The following is a 16,053-nucleotide window of genomic DNA, read 5'->3' on the forward strand; positions in this document are numbered from 1 at the left end:
GATATAACCCTCGCGTTCCAGTTCCAGTTGTTCCAATTATTATTCTGGTAGTCCCAATTACCCTTTTTTACTTATATAACTATCTATATATCAATTAGTTATAAATGATTAAAAGGGTTATTTGCTCCGCAAAATAAAACTGGAACATTTGGAACTGTCACACGTTTCAGGGCCATTTGCTGTTGGGTTAGCCTTCCTCTATAAGGCCACTCAATCCCTCGCAAAGTTCTATGTAAACCTCGTGCGTATACCGTGCCAGATTGAGCACATCTTCCTCACGCATAGGTTTGAAGTTTGGTCGGTACGTTCCATCATCGCGCATGGTAATTGTAATGTGCTTACCGTCGAAAACCCGTGGATTGTGCTTAACTGGCGACTTGGGTGGCAGCTCAACAAAAGTGTAGTGAGGATCGCGACAGAGGAACTCATCAACGATGTTTTCCGAATCGCATTGCAGCACCCCGTTATACACCTTACCAGGTTTCATTCGCTGGCTGCTGTGAAGAATCGTCTTCAAGTTGCAGCCAAGTTCTGTGTTGGTGTGCCAACCACGGTCTTCGGCTTCTCCGTTCTCCTTCGAAGCGATGTACTGTCGATAACCAACAGCAAGAGGTGAATCACTATGAAGCATTTCTGATAGGATGCTTCCGAGAAGGCGAGGTTCATTTGATTTCTGAGAACCTGCCTCTTCCTTAAAATGAAAATCTTTTGCCATAGAGCTTAAAAAGATTTGTGGCGGTACGACCATCTGCTTTGCCACAACCACAGACGGCCAAGAACTGAACTGTTCAATTCTCGGCTGCAAAGGAAGTATGGGATTAGAAGGGAGTCAATATGGGATTTTTACATCATAAAATCCCATTCACGAATTGTTGTAATCCCATTCGGTAGAAAAACATAACTATCTGATGCACAAGTGAAAAAATGGAGATTAGAAACACGATAAATTTCTAATCTCCATTAATTATTTTTTTTATGGGATTCCGAAAATCCCATTATCCCCATTTACTTTTTTCTATTCTTTGGATTGAAATAGTTGGTATAGTCATTTGGTTTATCAGAAAAGTGGTTGTAAAGCGAGTCTTTATTATTTTGCATTTGAGCGAATGTCTCACTAAGGAATTCCAACCACTTATCGCGGCCAATACCTTTTCCTTCGTTCGAGAAAACTAAATAAAATGTATAACGTAAATGCGATATCTTTAGATTGGTATGGAGCTTTGATTCCTGCTTTTTCACAATGTCGTTTTCTATAAGGTATTCTACCGCCTCTATCATCGTGTTGAAATTCGAGGAAGTCATAATCAGAGTTTCACTATTTGGCAAACAACCTTTCATGAACTCAATACGTTTCTTTACACCATTTTTTATCTTTATCCTTTCTTGGGGTGTGTATATGGGATTAATAGGGTCAGTATAGCATTTGGGACTATTCAAACTATCGCTGATATATTTTTCCATGCTGATGTACTTTTGTATATACGACACAAAGTTGTTCTCGATATTTCTGATGAAAAGCAGACTGATAGTAGGGAGGTCTGATTGCATGCTAATTTGCGCCAAAAGAAGGTCTGTATATTTTATCATCTCCATATCACCGCTTGCCAGTATGCATGAAATGATAGAATAAACAATGCAGGATGTAGCCGTTTTAAGTTCATCCTCTTCATATTCTCGTGAAGTTTCTTTGGCATCATCTCTCAATTCGCAGAAGATATCGTGCCACATACGAAATGTTACGTCGCCGATGTCGTTACGGTTTTTTAGAATCAGATCAAATCCAATGAAGCTGTTGACAAAAATCTCCTCTGGCGAAAACCTAAGAGTTGTCATCTGAGTCTCTTGTTCCTTGTAAGCCGCATTGATAGTACGGAATACTGGATTGATTTTGAAAGCTTCCTTAATATTACGTTTACTCTCCGTCGTCAACAATCTTTTCATAATCATAGTCTGCTATTTGTTTTCTAATTTCGTCAAGTTTCTCTATTAATTCAAATGTAACTCCTTCGCCTTTATTTATGAGCTGACCAGACTCAAAGTCTCTTATCAGTTTATCGTTAATAGTACAGAAAGCGTCTGCAACATCTTTAAAATTCACTACTGGCGAATTATGGAAATAGTATGACAACTTATAATTGTTTTGTGCACTTAAGGCAATAATCTGTGCCCAGTCTTCAATCTTATCGTCATCTACATCTATAGGATTACTCTTTGAACCGGTTAGCGTAAGTTTTCCTCTTAATGCATTCGAAGCCTGTGTAAATATCATAAGACCATATAATCGGTCTTTCAATTGTTGTGTTGCATCAATACCCTTTACCCTGTCGGGATTGGGGAATTCCCATACAACTTTTTTTACTGAATCTTTTTGTTTGATAATTCTGTCGCGTATAATATCCTTAAAATTACTTGCCTGCCATTTCCTCTTGATGACCATCTTCAGACCATATTCGGACAAATGAGCTTTAAATGCTCGTTTGAGATACTTAACCACCTTGTCGGTATCAGGGCCAAAGGCACTATTTTTCTCTATAGCTATTTGGCACACATCTGGCCTATTGTCGACAATAACGTAACTACCAGGATGCTCTTCATAGGGGATTTTATCATGACCTTCAAGTAGAGACTTGTCTTTTACATTACATAATTCCCATGCAAATACGCCTTCTCTTCCAATGAAATGGCGATTCTTCAACGGTAGGTCCTCATTCCTTTTTTTACCAATAACGGTTAATCCATCTTTCAGCAGATTGCTGATAATTTCGTTTGCCATATCAATGGCTTTCTTTTCCGTTTTTTTATAAAAGAGGCTTCTGTCGCCTTCTTGAATTTCGTATGAGTATATAGCGTATACAGTCATGAATAATTACTTAATAAATTACTAATTAGAATTTGGTTTTATATTGTGTGCAAAGATAGTGAAAAATCGCCAAAAAAGTGAGAGCTACGCTATTAATTTGAAAAATAATTGTAAATTTCCGTGTTTTATTCCAGATTTTTCATATATTTGCACTCAAACCTATAGCTTTAGTTCGATATGGGACGTAATATTAACCGCATTAAAGTCGTTTTGGTCGACAAACGTAAGACCAATAAATGGCTATCCGAACAATTAAATGTAGCACCATCTACAGTTAGTAAATGGTGCACCAACGATTCCCAACCCTCGCTCGAAACCCTTATGCAGATATCCCGCCTCCTGGAAGTAAAGGTTGACGACCTATTAAGATTTGATGAATTGCCAGCCACATAGTTGAAATGATTATCATAATCTGATATTTGACTCTGAAATTTAAAAAAATAAATATTTTCTTGGATATTTATTGGAAAGTGTGTATATTTGCAAACGAATTCTAAATAGGATGCATATGTCTACGCAAGAGATAAAACGAGTAATAGCTGACTATTTCAAGACGCAACCCGTGTTGAAAGCATGGCTTTTTGGTTCCTACTCTCGTGGCGAACAATGTGAAGATTCTGATGTCGACATACTTATTTTGGTTGACAGATCACAACCTGTTGGCTTGTTTAAACTAAGTGGCATGCACCTTGATTTGCAAGATTTGCTCGGTTTGCCTGTCGACCTTGTTACAGTTAAGGGGTTGATGGACTTTGCTAGAGATAGTGTAGAGCGCGATAAAATATTGATTTATGAGAGAGCTGCGTAAAGACAAACTCCGCATTGAACATATAATAGACGCCATTGAACGCCTTGAAACACATGCGGGAAATCTTTCGCGTGATGAACTCGAGACCGACGTAATGCGTTATTATGGTATCGTAAAGAACATTGAAATTATTGGAGAAGCGGCCAATATGCTCTCTTCGAATTTCAAGGATGCTCATCCAGAAGTACCTTGGCGTGTTATAGCTGGGATGCGTAATTTTCTGGTTCATGAGTATTTCCGAGTTGACAACGATACCGTATGGGATGTTATTCATAGCGATATTGTAGAATTAAAAAAGTATGTTACCAGCTACATATCTGATGTAGATTGGGATGCATGGGAGAAATAAATGAAATGTTAAACTTTAAAATATATATGCCTATGTGCTGAAGTAGTTAATTAACAGACATATTGTGAAGCGTCCGCTTTGATTCTTGTCATTCGAAATTCGCCAAATTTCAAAAAGATCAATCAAGAACAATAGTAGATGGTTCACGCCGAATGGCGTGAGCACTTACTCGTTTAAGATTGATAGGTGTTTGGCGATACCTCGAATGACGTAAGCGAAGTAAATTGCTCACGTTTTTTTATATTCATACAAACAATAGTAATAATTCAAAATCAAAACAATTATGAAGAAATTAAATTCAATTAGTCTGGCATTGATGACTGTCGTATGTTGGTGTCTTTTTTCATGCAGTAGCAGTTCTGAGGACGATAGTATTGACACAACGCCTATCACTATGTATGCTGGTAGTGACAAAACTATTGAGGGGGCAGATACTATAAGTTCGTTAAACAAGTTTGTTGCATATGGCAGCAAAAACAAAATTCATGGTTGGCATGTAGGTGAAACAACAGTTACAGTTAATGGAAAGAAAAACATCCAAGTAACAATAGCCCCCAAGTACAATCTCTATGCAGATCCTATTTGCGAATGGGGATGCTCTATGGATCATGTCAAGAAGAATCAAAAGCAAGGTTCTTTAAATCCTAAATCAACAGATGCGATATTAGCTTATAATGATGCTGGTGGAGCTTCATTGTTGGCATATTACTTTAAAAATGGTACTTTAGCTTCAGTTATGGCAATTGTTAGTTCTAACCATACTTCTGTTCTTGCAGATTATCTCTCTGAAAGATATTTGATACTTCCCTATTACCAAGGAAAAGAAACGTATTTCGCTGGAATTGATGGTTTAGATGAAAATCATGCAAAAACAATGGTGCTGATGCAGTTGCGTAATGTGAACGAATGGGATGTTTATTATGCACCATATACGAATAATTCTACGCGTTCAATCGAGAATAATAAGGAAAAGGAGAAATGTATAGAAGCATTACGTTCGTTCTTGATTGATTAAGCTTTCTGAGTATTGCTGCGTCAGCAATTGGAAAAAAGAATTTATCCCCTCGCCATGCGGCGGGGGGATAATTGTATAATAATAATTTGTTCGTTATTTCTCGTTTTTGTTGCGTTATAGTAAGGTGGCGAAAATGCCAAATAACATCAACTTTTCGACATTTATATAATTGCTACATCGGAGCAATTGGTCGATAAACTAGCCGCCGAGGCTGAAAATGGTCGATAAAACCATTTTTGGCCGAGAAACTGGTCGATATTTTAGAATATGCGGCTGATAGGGATGAAATCACCACAGAACAGATTGTTAACAACTTCGGTTTCAACGCAACAACTGCTAAACGCTATTTGCGTCAACTTACCGAGTATTTGAGTGTTATGCCATCTCCAGTTCTTCTTGGAGGATAGGGATTTTCAAGCAATCCTCTATTTTTGACATGGTTTCGAGAGATAGATTCTCTTGACCTTTCAGAACTTTTGAAACGTACTGCTGGCTACATCCCATCTGTTCGGCCAGCTGTTTCTGGGTTAAGCCTAGTTCATCCATCTTCTCAAGCATCTTCACAGCGATACGCTGAGAGTGACGCAACCACGACTTGTTCTGTTGCCTCCACTCTGCACGTTCCCTCCATTTTGAAGGTGTTGTTGACTGATGTTCCTTCAGTCGTGCAATTACATCTTTCATACTTTACCTCCTTTTGGGCACAAAGATAAGAATATATTTAGAATATAACAACTTTTAGGTTGTATTTTTATAAGAAAATGGTCGATAAAAGAGGCGATGAGGCTGTAAATGGTCGATAAAACCATCTTTAGCCAAGAAAATGGTCGATATTTTAGAATATGCGGCAGATAGGGACGAAATAATACTCCGTTAAGTAATGCTATCGAGATTAAAGGGCAGGGAACGGCAGCTTGCCCGGATTGGATTGTGTATCTTCGTGATGTATTAATCATTAACGAAGTATTACAATGAAAGAGAATCTAAACAACATTCGCTTATCGGCCCATTTTATGCTGGGCGAGTTTATTAATCTGCAGAAATATGCAGATAACATGCCTACTATGCAGGCGGTGGTTAACTTGACTTATGGTTGCCACATACTACTGGAGCCTGCCAGGCAGGTGCTTGGGCCTATCATCATTAACTCTGGGTTCCGTTGTAGGCGGGTGAACACTTTGGTTGGTGGGGTGAGTAACTCGCAGCACCTCGTAGGTCAGGCTGCGGATATCCGTCCTAAGGACGCACAGCAGTTCCAGCGGCTAATCGAATTCCTAAAGGCACACGACCAAACCGATCAGCTATTAACAGGTAACGGCTGGCTGCACATCTCATGGAATCCCATCGCCACACCAAGGCATGATGTTAGAGTAGGGTACTATAAGTAACCCTACTTTTCCATGGCCTTATAACTCTAACTCTATCCCTCGAACACATAGCCAAGGCCCTGGCGGCTGACGATGTTCTGGGCGTAGAGGCCTAGCTTTTTGCGGAGGCGGGTGACGTGTACATTTACCGTACGTTCGGTTACGATGACATCGGCCCATACCGTGTCCATGAGTTGCTGGCGGCTGAGCACATGGTTGCGGTGGGCGAGCAGCTGGTACAGCAGGTCGAACTCGGTACGGGTAAGACTGATGGGCTGACCATCAATAGTTACGGTTCGGCGATCTACATTCATCTTCAAACCGTTATAGTTCTGATAGCGTTTACCCAAACGTGCCTCTACCACATTCATCACGTAATCGCCCAGCTTTTCGCAGTCGGTCACAATGTCGGTATATATTGTACCCAGCGTGTAACTATAGGCATGGCTGTTGACATCGCTAAGGGTTTGGGCCTTGATGTTGTCGCGCATGGTGTTTATGTCGGTCTCGATATCCCGCGAGGCATCGATGGTGAGGTTTTCGCGACGACCATTCAATACAACCATCATCTGTGTAAGGGCCTCGTTTACCAGATGCTGCATATCGCGCAAACGCGCATACTGTCCAGGTGTGAAATCCTCGCGGTTTTCGCGCAGATTCTTGATGGTCCGGGCCATCTTAAAACAGGCATCGCCTATTGATTCGAGCTCGCCTATCTGGCGGAACATCATACGTATCTTATCCTTGGTGGCATCGGAAAGGTGATCGTTACTTACCTGCTCAAGATAGGTGGCAATCTCTATCTCCATATTATCGGCAATGGTTTCGTAGCGTTCGATACGCTCGTACTGGCGCTCAAACTCTTTCTTATTCTTCTCGTCGGTAAGCGTGCGCGTCATGCCAAACATGCGTTGCATGCGCTCGGCAAAATGGATAATCTCTTTTTGTGCCTGCATGACGGATATTTCGGGCGTTGCCATTACGCCGCCATCGATAAAGTGCAGGGTGGCGTTGGGTTTGGTAAGCTGGCGGTCGGGCAGCAAACGGCACACGATGCGCTCCATCTGCGGGATGAAACCGATGAGCAGAGCGGTATTAAGCACATTGAAACATGTATGGAACATGGCCAGTACCACCGGCAGAAGCGCTGTTTGTGAGCCTATAGCAGGATTGTAGCCAACGATGCTGCACACCAGATCTACGAACGGGTAGAAAACTATCAGCACCCACACCACACCGAACATATTAAACAGCAGGTGGGCTAATGCTGCGCGTCGGGCTTCGATGCCTGCTCCGAGTGCTGCCAGGTTGGCCGTAGCCGTGGTGCCGATGTTTTCGCCCATCACCAGGGCTATACCCATATAGATAGGCAGTACGCCCGTAGAGCAGAGTAGGATGGTGATGGCCATGACGGCTGCCGACGACTGTACGATGCAGGTGATGAGTGTGCCTGCAATCAGGAAGATAAAAATGGTGAGATAGCTGCTGGTATCGAACGATGAAAAGAAGCTTACCACCTGGGCATTGTGCTGCAGGTCCATAGCCTTACCAGCGCCGCTCAGCATAACGAGCGACCAGAACAGAAATGCCAATCCGAAAAGGAATTCGCCTGCATAGCGATGGCGCTTTTTATAGATGAGCACCATGCCCACCAGGAAGGCGGGGAACACCACTACGCTTAGGTTAAGATTGTAACCCAGCGACATAATCCATGCTGTAAGCGTGGTACCGATATTGGCACCCATGATAACCGAGATGGCTTGTGCCAGCGTGAGCAGTCCGGCGCTAACGAACGATACCGTCATAACCGTAGTGGCCGACGACGACTGCACGGCGCAGGTAACGAATGTGCCTGTAAGCATGCCGGTAAACCGGTTTGTGGTCATTCGGCCAAGAATATGTCGTAATCCTGATCCTGCCATTTTCTGTAGGGCGTCGCTCATAGTTTTCATGCCATAAATAAGTAATGCGAGCGAGCCTAAAAGTTGTAAAACAATCTCTAATGTCATAGTTTTGCATTTTAATGATTTCGGTGGCAAAGATACGCAAAAAGTAATTAGCCTGCAAATATTACAGGCTACGTTTTGGTTACGATTACTTAAATAACTATATTATACCTTTATTTCGCCGCAATCATCCTTCGGAAGAAGATGTTGGGGATGGCAACACCGAGGGCGATGAACAGGATGGTGAGCGAGGCCTGGATGGCATTGTTCATAGCTACTGTTACCTCGCCCTCGATGCCGTGCATGTTGATAAAGGCAAACAGGGCCCGATACATGAGCACACCGGGAATCATGGGGATGACGCTGGGGATGCTGAGCAGCTGGTGAGGGGTGTGCAGCTGGCGAACGAGCGCACAGCAGATGATGCTGACTACTGCCGAACCTGCAAACGAACCTACTACCAGGCCTTGGTCCAGTCCGATGTTACCGCTGGACGGACCGAGATTGACGAAGTTTCTCGTGCACACGCTGATGATGCCTCCAAGGGCCACCACCCACATCAACTGGCGCGGGGTGTTGAAAATCATCGAGAAACCGATGGCCGAAATGGCTGCAGCCAGCATATATTCGTGGTAATTGTGATGGGGCGTCATCGGCAGATCCTTGGCAAAGTTGTCGATGCCGCACACCTGGATGGCAAAGGCGATGCCAAAAGCCATGGCCAGCAGCATCATCAGGGTGTTAACAGCCCGCGTCATGCCCACCTGGGTGAACCCCGAGAGCATGTCGCTTACGAAATTGATGAGCGGTACGCCGGGCACGATAAACAGGGCGCAGGCCAACAACGGGTGCCAGGGGGTAGAGGATACGAGTACCGACGGCAGCCAGCTGCTGGCTTGGGCATAAACCGACAGCAGACTGCACACCCAGGCCAGAAGCGTGGATACAAAGGCGGCTATGCTGATATTGACATAGGTATTGCTGCCTTTCTCGTTCAGATACATGCGCAGGCGCAAACCCATGATGGCAGCCAGGGCAGCATAGAAAAAAGCGGTCCAGTCGCAGCCGAACTGGATGCAGAAACCACCGCAGGCCAGTCCGCCACCAACGGCTACCTGCCAGGGCGAGTAGTTGCGTTTTTGGCGGGCTATGTAATCAAGCTCCTGCCGGTAGCGATCCAGCTGATAATGCAGGCGCAGCGCCTCGCACGACAGGTGACTCACCTGGCGCAGGGTGTCGAGATTAACGCCATGCCGCTCAACACGCTGGAACTTGGTGAACGAGCGCTGGCCGTCACTCAGGTTTACCATCAGCATGTTATAAACAATGTAGATATGTAACCTGTCGAGTGGCAGCCCTAAATAAGCCGCCACTCGTTTCATGGTTCTCATGGTACGACTGGTATCTGCCGCGCTCTCCATCAACAAACATCCAGTACGGAGCAGCAGGTCCAGCCTCATTTGCAAATTATCCAGAATCATCATTTAGTGGTGTTTTCGCGTTGTCCCAGAAAGGCGATTATTGGCTCTATCTCGTGCGGACGCGCTTGTATCAGCAAATGGTCGCCGTGGTGCAGCACTGTGTCGTCGTCGGGGTGCACGATACAATTCGATGAGTCAGCCAATCGAATCTCGCGCACCACAAAACGGCGACTTATCAGCTCTTCTACCTTACCCAGCGTCAGCCCCTCGATGCTGTCGTGCTCGATGACTACAGCAAACTTGCGCTCGTGGTTGTGTTGCAGGTACCAGTAGAGGCAGATGAATAACACAGATAGTTCTCCTAAAACAATAAACCAACTTGAAGACATAATACCTAATTAATTATATTAAAACAGTTACTTTTCTTTTTCCGGGTGCAAAGGTACGGCTTTTCTGGCACCTGGCACCCAATTGGCTATGATTTGTGCCGAACGTGGCAATTTATGTCAAGACGAATGCGGCTATCGGTAAAAACGATAGCCGAACGTGTTGGCAAATGCATATTTTTTGTAACTTTGCACGCGCAAATATTAATATAATAAGGTATATATCATGGAAATCCGTCAGCTTAGATACTTTCTACGTGTGGCCGAAACGCTTAATTTCTCGCAGGCAGCCCGCGAGCTGTTTATCACTCAGAGTACGCTGTCGCAGCAGATACTGCACCTGGAGCAGGAGCTTAACCAGCAGCTGTTTGTGCGCAACAGTCATGAGGTGATGCTTACCGAGGCCGGCGAGATACTGCTGCCCATGGCCCGTGAGAGCATACACATGGTTGACAACTGTGTGCTGCGACTGCAGGAGCTGAAACAGTTGCTTACCGGTGAACTGAACATCGGCGTAACGTTCTCGTTCAGCAGCATCATGGCCGAGACGATGACCGACTTTATGCGACAGCACCCTAAGGTAAAGCTGTCGGTATGCTACTCGTCGATGGAGGACTTGATTGAGCGCCTGTTGCGCCATGAACTCGACCTGGTGCTGGCTTTCAAACCCAACGAGGCCGACCCGCGCATAGAGAGCCGACTGCTATTTAACACCCGTCTGGCAGCTGTAGTGAACCATGAGCACCCCTTGGCTGGCGAAAAGAGTATGACGCTTGAGGACCTGCAGCGCTATCCGCTGGTGCTGCCCACTAAGGGCTTGCAGGCACGTAATGCATTCGACCGTATGACGGCCCATAGTGGACTGGAGTATAATCTGAAGGCCGAGATAAACAACGTAAACCTGATATTTAAATTCATGTACAAGACCAAGTATGTAACCGTACTCTCCGAAGCGTCGGTTATCGACGAGGACGGGCTTACCGCTATACCCATCATAGCCGAAGGTAATGTTATGGAAGGCTGCATACATACACTAAAGAACGGCTACCAGAAGGCAGCCGCTCGAGAGTTTATCAGAATGGTGAATGAGAGTATTGCCATCTGGAAAACGATGGCCTTATAACTCTTATTACTTGATTTTTACCGTAATTCCGGCGGGGAACATGTAAGCCGGATCGTTGCGCTGGTAAAGGGTGCGGCGCAGGGTGCCGGGCTGGGTTTTTACCTTGCCCTTGAACAGCTTGCGGCCCTGATACATAACGGTAACGGGCTTTTTAAGATCTACCATCTCCTGGCACAGCGAGAGTGTGAGCTGCGAATAGTCGCAACGGGTGATGGTTATGGTGTTGCCATCTATTTGGGCGCGTACCTCCTTTTCGCGCGATAGCTCGTTAACGGGGGCTGTGAGCCAGTAGAAGTATGGGGTAACCACATCGGCCTGATGCCAAACCACGCGCTTAGGGTAGGGGTTACGCTGATACTTGGCCATCCAGCTAACAGCCACGGTATCAACACGATCCATCCAATGGCCCTTGCCTTCAACGATATGTCCTTCGTGAATGTAGCCCTCGGGATCGGCTGCGTGCAGCGAGTCCATCTCTACGATACGATCCTGGCAACGGTACACACGATCGTAGGCATCATCAAGCTGTCCGCACCAGATCATGAATGGAGTGTTACGCAGATTCAGGAGCGACACATCGCCTGGGTGGCCAGCCATCATCGAGGCGGCTGCCCAATGGTCGGCCATGCGGGGACCAAGGCGCCACACGCCATCGCCACCGGCCGAGTAACCCATGATGTAAACCTTGTTGGGATTTACATCGCAGTAGGCTTGCATCATCATGATAATCTGACGGTAGAAGGTGTCGTCCTCGGGACGGAAATGAAGGTCCCATGTGTTGGTGATGGCTCGCGGACTGAGATAAACGGCACCCTGTGGGCGATACAGTCGCTTCTGGTTCTCCCATTGCTGATCGTTCAGTTCGGCAGGGGCGCCGCCACCGCCATGCAGCGAGATGTACAGAGCGTAGCCATCGGCTGGCTTGGGGCCATAGATGCTCCAATGCAGTTTCATGGTGAGGCTGTCGATTACCAGCACCTTATTGCGGTAGGCATCGGCAAACACGGTACGTACTGAGTCCTTCCACTCGTTGATGAGTGTTTGCTCGTCGGTTGTAGCTGCACTCGCGCCGAATGCAGTAGTGAGCCACATTAGTAAGATAGTTAGTTGCTTTGCTTTCATTGTCATTTAGTGTTTTTGTGAAAAGAGGTGGAACTCTTTGAGCCCCACCTCTCTTAATATACTATTCAGGAAAAATTAGTCCTCCCAATTCTCCTGGCTCTTACGGATGTAAGACTTGTAACGGAGCTGAGCCATGCGCTGAGCCTCAGCGAAGAGCTCCTCTGCCTCGTTAGGATAAGCCTTCTTAACACTCAGGTAGCGAACCTCGCCAAGCAGGAAGTCGTGGAAATTCTCCCAGTTAGGCTCCTTAGAGTCGAGAGAGAATGGGTTCTTGCCTTCCTCAGCCAGAGCTGGGTTGAAACGCCACAGGTGCCAGTAACCGCACTCAACAGCCTTCTTCTCCTCGGCCTGGCTCTTACCCATACCGCCCTTGGCCTTCAGACCGTGGTTGATACATGGAGCGTAGGCGATGATGATTGAAGGTCCGTGCCAAGCCTCAGCCTCGCGGATAGCCTTGAGGGTCTGTGCGTGGTCGGCGCCCATAGCAATCTGAGCTACATATACATAACCATAAGTGGTAGCAATCATACCCAGATCCTTCTTGCGGATGCGCTTACCCTGTGCAGCGAACTGTGCGATAGCACCAAGAGGAGTAGCCTTAGAAGCCTGACCACCGGTGTTAGAGTAAACCTCGGTATCGAGTACCAGGATGTTAACATCCTCGCCAGAAGCAATCACGTGGTCGAGACCGCCGTAACCGATGTCGTAAGAGGCACCGTCACCACCGATGATCCACTGTGAACGCTTAACCAGGTAGTGATCCAGAGTCTGGAGCTCCTTGCAAACTGGGCAGCCCTTAGCAGCGCTCTCGGCGATGCAAGCACGAAGCTTTGGAGCAATCTCCTTGGTCTTCTCAGCGTCGTCCTGATTAGCAATCCACTCCTGAGCAAGTGCCTTGTACTCGTCGCTGGCGTTGCCGTCGATCATCTCCTGCAGCAGCTTAGCTACGCGCTCCTTCATCTTCTTGTTACCAAGAGCCATACCCAGACCGAACTCGCAGAAGTCCTCGAACAGAGAGTTGTTGAATACAGGACCCTGACCCTTCTCGTTCTTGGTGTAAGGTGTAGAAGGAATAGAAGCAGAGTAGATTGAAGAACATCCAGTAGCGTTGGCAATCATCTGACGATCACCGAACAGCTGAGAAATCAGCTTAACGTATGGAGTCTCACCGCAACCAGAGCAAGCGCCAGAGAACTCGAACAGAGGCTGAGCGAACTGTGAGTTCTTAACATTGCTCTTGATGTCAACCAGGTTCTGCTTGCTCTTAACGTTCTTAACCAGGTACTCCCAGTTCTTAGCCTCCTGAACCATATCGGCAGCATCAGGATTGAATGGAGCCATGGTAAGAGCCTTACCTGTCTTAGGATTGCCTGGGCAGATATCAGCACAGTTACCGCAACCCAGACAGTCGAGTACTGAAGTCTCGATGCGGAAGTGCATGCCCTTCATAGCGGCAGGAGCCTTCATCTCGAGAGTATCAGCAGCAGCTGCGAAGCCCTTCAGCTCCTCGTCGTCGAGAACGAATGGACGGATAGCAGCGTGAGGACAGATGTAAGCACACTGGTTACACTGGATACAGTTGTCCTTGTTCCAAACAGGAACGAAGGCCTCAACACCACGCTTCTCGTAAGCGGCTGTACCAACTTCCCAAGAACCGTCGACGGTGTTGTGCTTAACGAAGTCAGAAACCTTCAGCAGGTCACCGGCCTGAGCGTTGATAGGACGAACCAGCTCCTTAACGAATGCGGGTGCATCGTCCTGCTTCTCAGCGTCGTCAGCCAGGTTTGCCCACTCAGGCTTAACTGTGAGCTGAACATACTCACCACCACGATCGATAGCGGCATAGTTCTTATCTACAACATCCTGACCCTTAGCTCCGTAAGACTTCAAGGCAGCAGCCTTCATCTTCTCAACAGCCAGCTCTACGGGGATTACGCCTGTAATACGGAAGAAGGCACTCTGCAGGATAGTGTTGGTACGGTTACCCAGACCAATCTCCTGAGCAATCTTAGTAGCGTTGATGGTATAAACAGTAATGTTGTTCTGTGCGAAGTAACGCTTTACCTTGTTAGGCATGAACTTCTCGAGCTCGTCGGCGTCGAAGATAGTGTTCAGCAGGAACTGACCGTTCTTCTGCAAACCACGTGTAACATCGTACATGTGCAGGTAAGCCTGAACGTGGCAAGCTACGAAGTTAGGTGTAGTTACCAGATAGGTAGAGCGGATAGGTGTATCACCGAAACGCAGGTGAGAGCAGGTGAAACCTCCCGACTTCTTAGAGTCGTAAGAGAAGTAAGCCTGGCAGTACTTGTCGGTGTTGTCACCAATAATCTTAACTGAGTTCTTGTTAGCACCTACGGTACCATCGGCACCCAGACCGTAGAACTTAGCCTGGAACATGCCAGCACCACCGAGGGCGATCTCCTCAACCTCAGGCAGAGAGGTGAAGGTAACATCGTCTACGATACCAACTGTGAAGTGGTTCTTTGGCTCGGGCATAGCGAGGTTGTTGAACACGCTGATGATCTGAGCAGGTGTGGTGTCGCGGCTACCAAGACCGTAGCGACCGCCAACGATAACTGGACGATCCTGAACATCGTAGAAGGCATCCTTAACATCGAGGTACAGAGGCTCGCCGTTAGCGCCTGGCTCCTTAGTACGATCCAGAACGGCAATCTTCTTAACTGTCTTAGGAACAGCAGCCAACAGGTGCTTAACTGAGAATGGACGATACAGGTGAACTGAGATCATACCAACCTTCTGACCGTTTGCGTTCAGGTAGTCGATAGCCTCGCGAGCTGCATCGGTAGCCGAACCCATCAGGATGATGATACGATCGGCATCCTCGGCTCCGTAGTATGAGAACAGGTGGTACTCACGGCCGGTGATCTTAGAGATCTCGCCCAGGTACTTCTCTACTACCTCGGGTACTGCATCGTAGTAAGGATTGCTAGCCTCGCGGTGTGTGAAGAAGGTCTCGGGGTTCTCGGCGGTACCGCGTGTTACAGGGCGCTCAGGGCTCATAGCACGATCGCGGAAACGCTTGATGTACTCTTCCTTAACCAGAGGACGGATATCCTCCATGTCCATCATCTCAATCTTGTGATACTCGTGAGAGGTACGGAAACCATCGAAGAAGTTTACGAATGGAACCATAGTCTCGAGGGTAGCCAGGTGAGGAACAGCGGTAAGGTCCATAACCTCCTGAACTGAACCTGAGCAGAACATAGCAAAACCGGTCTGACGGCAAGCCATTACGTCCTGGTGGTCGCCAAAGATACACAGAGAGTGTGAAGCCAGCGTACGGGCAGATACGTCGAATACGCAAGGAATCAACTCACCAGCAATCTTGTACATGTTAGGGATCATCAGGAGCAAGCCCTGAGATGCGGTGAATGTAGTGGTGAGAGCACCAGCCTGCAGCGAACCGTGAACGGCACCGGCAGCACCAGCCTCTGACTGCATTTCCTGAACTGAGACGTTCTGGCCCCACAGGTTCTTACGACCACGTGCAGCCCACTCGTCAACATGCTCCGCCATTGGCGAAGACGGGGTGATGGGGTAGATAGCAGCTACCTCCGAGAACATATAGCTCACATGAGCTGCAGCCTCGTTACCATCACAGGTGATAAACTTCTTTTCTTTAGCCATTGTCT

The 16,053-nt window shown here is 46.7% G+C and carries 15 protein-coding genes and 1 pseudogene; 6 read left to right on the forward strand and 10 right to left on the reverse strand.

Features of this window, described 5'->3' with window-relative positions; all coding sequences use genetic code 11:
* Window positions 1–187: 187 nt before the first annotated feature.
* The 3 genes from T499_RS0105760 to T499_RS0105770 form a co-directional block, all read right to left on the reverse strand.
* Window positions 188–631 (reverse strand): hypothetical protein, encoded by a 444-nt coding sequence (locus T499_RS0105760; RefSeq protein WP_157054521.1) that lies wholly within the window; start codon window positions 629–631, stop codon window positions 188–190.
* 374 nt (window positions 632–1,005) lie between these two features.
* A complete protein-coding gene (locus T499_RS0105765) occupies window positions 1,006–1,941 on the reverse strand; it encodes a hypothetical protein (RefSeq protein WP_157054522.1) in 936 nt (311 codons plus the stop codon).
* The gene (locus tag T499_RS0105770) at window positions 1,913–2,860 is read right to left on the reverse strand and encodes a hypothetical protein (protein ID WP_033150062.1); all 948 of its coding nucleotides are present in this window, start codon (window positions 2,858–2,860) and stop codon (window positions 1,913–1,915) included. Before T499_RS0105770 ends, T499_RS0105765 begins: the two co-directional genes overlap by 29 nt.
* A gap of 177 nt (window positions 2,861–3,037) precedes the next feature.
* On the opposite strand from T499_RS0105770, the gene T499_RS0105775 reads away from it, so the two are divergent.
* From T499_RS0105775 to T499_RS0105790, 4 genes are all read left to right on the forward strand, one after another.
* Window positions 3,038–3,253: a helix-turn-helix transcriptional regulator gene (locus T499_RS0105775; protein ID WP_033150063.1), complete on the forward strand. Its 216-nt coding sequence runs from the start codon at window positions 3,038–3,040 to the stop codon at window positions 3,251–3,253.
* A gap of 115 nt (window positions 3,254–3,368) precedes the next feature.
* Window positions 3,369–3,668, forward strand: a complete 300-nt coding sequence (locus T499_RS0105780; RefSeq protein WP_033150247.1) for a nucleotidyltransferase family protein — start codon at window positions 3,369–3,371, stop codon at window positions 3,666–3,668.
* Complete coding sequence (locus tag T499_RS0105785; RefSeq protein WP_033150064.1) at window positions 3,652–4,017, forward strand: HepT-like ribonuclease domain-containing protein; 366 nt, start codon at window positions 3,652–3,654, stop codon at window positions 4,015–4,017. The genes T499_RS0105780 and T499_RS0105785 overlap by 17 nt, the downstream gene beginning before the upstream one ends.
* A gap of 283 nt (window positions 4,018–4,300) precedes the next feature.
* Window positions 4,301–5,032, forward strand: coding sequence for a hypothetical protein (locus T499_RS0105790; RefSeq protein WP_157054523.1), 732 nt, complete (start codon window positions 4,301–4,303; stop codon window positions 5,030–5,032).
* Window positions 5,033–5,407: 375 nt separating this feature from the next.
* Here the strand turns inward: T499_RS0105790 and T499_RS0105795 are convergent, their stop codons facing one another.
* A complete protein-coding gene (locus T499_RS0105795; RefSeq protein ID WP_033150066.1) occupies window positions 5,408–5,716 on the reverse strand; it encodes a helix-turn-helix domain-containing protein in 309 nt (102 codons plus the stop codon).
* Window positions 5,717–6,003: 287 nt separating this feature from the next.
* Between T499_RS0105795 and T499_RS0105800 the strand changes: the two genes are divergently transcribed.
* Complete coding sequence (locus tag T499_RS0105800) at window positions 6,004–6,420, forward strand: D-Ala-D-Ala carboxypeptidase family metallohydrolase (RefSeq protein ID WP_052173448.1); 417 nt, start codon at window positions 6,004–6,006, stop codon at window positions 6,418–6,420.
* Window positions 6,421–6,452: 32 nt separating this feature from the next.
* Here T499_RS0105800 and T499_RS14975 read toward each other — a convergent pair whose 3' ends face one another.
* The 4 genes and pseudogenes from T499_RS14975 to T499_RS0105815 all read right to left on the reverse strand — a co-directional run bounded on the left by T499_RS14975 (window position 6,453) and on the right by T499_RS0105815 (window position 10,155).
* Window positions 6,453–6,713 (reverse strand): winged helix-turn-helix domain-containing protein, encoded by a 261-nt coding sequence (locus T499_RS14975; RefSeq protein ID WP_224083076.1) that lies wholly within the window; start codon window positions 6,711–6,713, stop codon window positions 6,453–6,455.
* A 24-nt stretch (window positions 6,714–6,737) separates the two neighbouring features.
* Window positions 6,738–8,408: pseudogene (locus tag T499_RS0105805) on the reverse strand (Na/Pi cotransporter family protein); the annotation flags it as partial.
* Window positions 8,409–8,518: 110 nt separating this feature from the next.
* Entirely contained in the window at window positions 8,519–9,805 is a 1,287-nt protein-coding gene (locus T499_RS0105810) for a threonine/serine exporter family protein (protein ID WP_052173450.1), read from the reverse strand.
* 20 nt (window positions 9,806–9,825) lie between these two features.
* Entirely contained in the window at window positions 9,826–10,155 is a 330-nt protein-coding gene (locus T499_RS0105815) for a hypothetical protein (RefSeq protein WP_143040057.1), read from the reverse strand.
* A 223-nt stretch (window positions 10,156–10,378) separates the two neighbouring features.
* Here T499_RS0105815 and T499_RS0105820 point away from each other — a divergent pair, with 223 nt between their 5' ends.
* A complete protein-coding gene (locus tag T499_RS0105820) occupies window positions 10,379–11,275 on the forward strand; it encodes a LysR family transcriptional regulator (protein ID WP_033150067.1) in 897 nt (298 codons plus the stop codon).
* A 6-nt stretch (window positions 11,276–11,281) separates the two neighbouring features.
* Here T499_RS0105820 and T499_RS0105825 read toward each other — a convergent pair whose 3' ends face one another.
* The gene (locus T499_RS0105825) at window positions 11,282–12,397 is read right to left on the reverse strand and encodes an alpha/beta hydrolase family protein (RefSeq protein WP_232221056.1); all 1,116 of its coding nucleotides are present in this window, start codon (window positions 12,395–12,397) and stop codon (window positions 11,282–11,284) included.
* A gap of 75 nt (window positions 12,398–12,472) precedes the next feature.
* A complete protein-coding gene (gene nifJ, locus T499_RS0105830; RefSeq protein ID WP_013065372.1) occupies window positions 12,473–16,048 on the reverse strand; it encodes a pyruvate:ferredoxin (flavodoxin) oxidoreductase in 3,576 nt (1,191 codons plus the stop codon).
* Window positions 16,049–16,053 lie beyond the last annotated feature (5 nt).

This window comes from Prevotella sp. RM4, from assembly GCF_000701965.1.
Classification (GTDB): domain Bacteria; phylum Bacteroidota; class Bacteroidia; order Bacteroidales; family Bacteroidaceae; genus Prevotella; species Prevotella ruminicola.

Bases quoted from the DNA above. Each gene is read 5' to 3' on its own strand.
- T499_RS0105760 (WP_157054521.1), bottom strand. From the start codon at position 631: ATGCTTCATAGTGATTCACCTCTTGCTGTTGGTTATCGACAGTACATC.
- T499_RS0105765 (WP_157054522.1), bottom strand. From the start codon at position 1,941: ATGAAAAGATTGTTGACGACGGAGAGTAAACGTAATATTAAGGAAGCT.
- T499_RS0105770 (WP_033150062.1), bottom strand. From the start codon at position 2,860: ATGACTGTATACGCTATATACTCATACGAAATTCAAGAAGGCGACAGA.
- T499_RS0105775 (WP_033150063.1), top strand. From the start codon at position 3,038: ATGGGACGTAATATTAACCGCATTAAAGTCGTTTTGGTCGACAAACGT.
- T499_RS0105780 (WP_033150247.1), top strand. From the start codon at position 3,369: ATGTCTACGCAAGAGATAAAACGAGTAATAGCTGACTATTTCAAGACG.
- T499_RS0105785 (WP_033150064.1), top strand. From the start codon at position 3,652: ATGAGAGAGCTGCGTAAAGACAAACTCCGCATTGAACATATAATAGAC.
- T499_RS0105790 (WP_157054523.1), top strand. From the start codon at position 4,301: ATGAAGAAATTAAATTCAATTAGTCTGGCATTGATGACTGTCGTATGT.
- T499_RS0105795 (WP_033150066.1), bottom strand. From the start codon at position 5,716: ATGAAAGATGTAATTGCACGACTGAAGGAACATCAGTCAACAACACCT.
- T499_RS0105800 (WP_052173448.1), top strand. From the start codon at position 6,004: ATGAAAGAGAATCTAAACAACATTCGCTTATCGGCCCATTTTATGCTG.
- T499_RS14975 (WP_224083076.1), bottom strand. From the start codon at position 6,713: ATGAATGTAGATCGCCGAACCGTAACTATTGATGGTCAGCCCATCAGT.
- T499_RS0105810 (WP_052173450.1), bottom strand. From the start codon at position 9,805: ATGAGGCTGGACCTGCTGCTCCGTACTGGATGTTTGTTGATGGAGAGC.
- T499_RS0105815 (WP_143040057.1), bottom strand. From the start codon at position 10,155: ATGTCTTCAAGTTGGTTTATTGTTTTAGGAGAACTATCTGTGTTATTC.
- T499_RS0105820 (WP_033150067.1), top strand. From the start codon at position 10,379: ATGGAAATCCGTCAGCTTAGATACTTTCTACGTGTGGCCGAAACGCTT.
- T499_RS0105825 (WP_232221056.1), bottom strand. From the start codon at position 12,397: ATGAAAGCAAAGCAACTAACTATCTTACTAATGTGGCTCACTACTGCA.
- nifJ (WP_013065372.1), bottom strand. From the start codon at position 16,048: ATGGCTAAAGAAAAGAAGTTTATCACCTGTGATGGTAACGAGGCTGCA.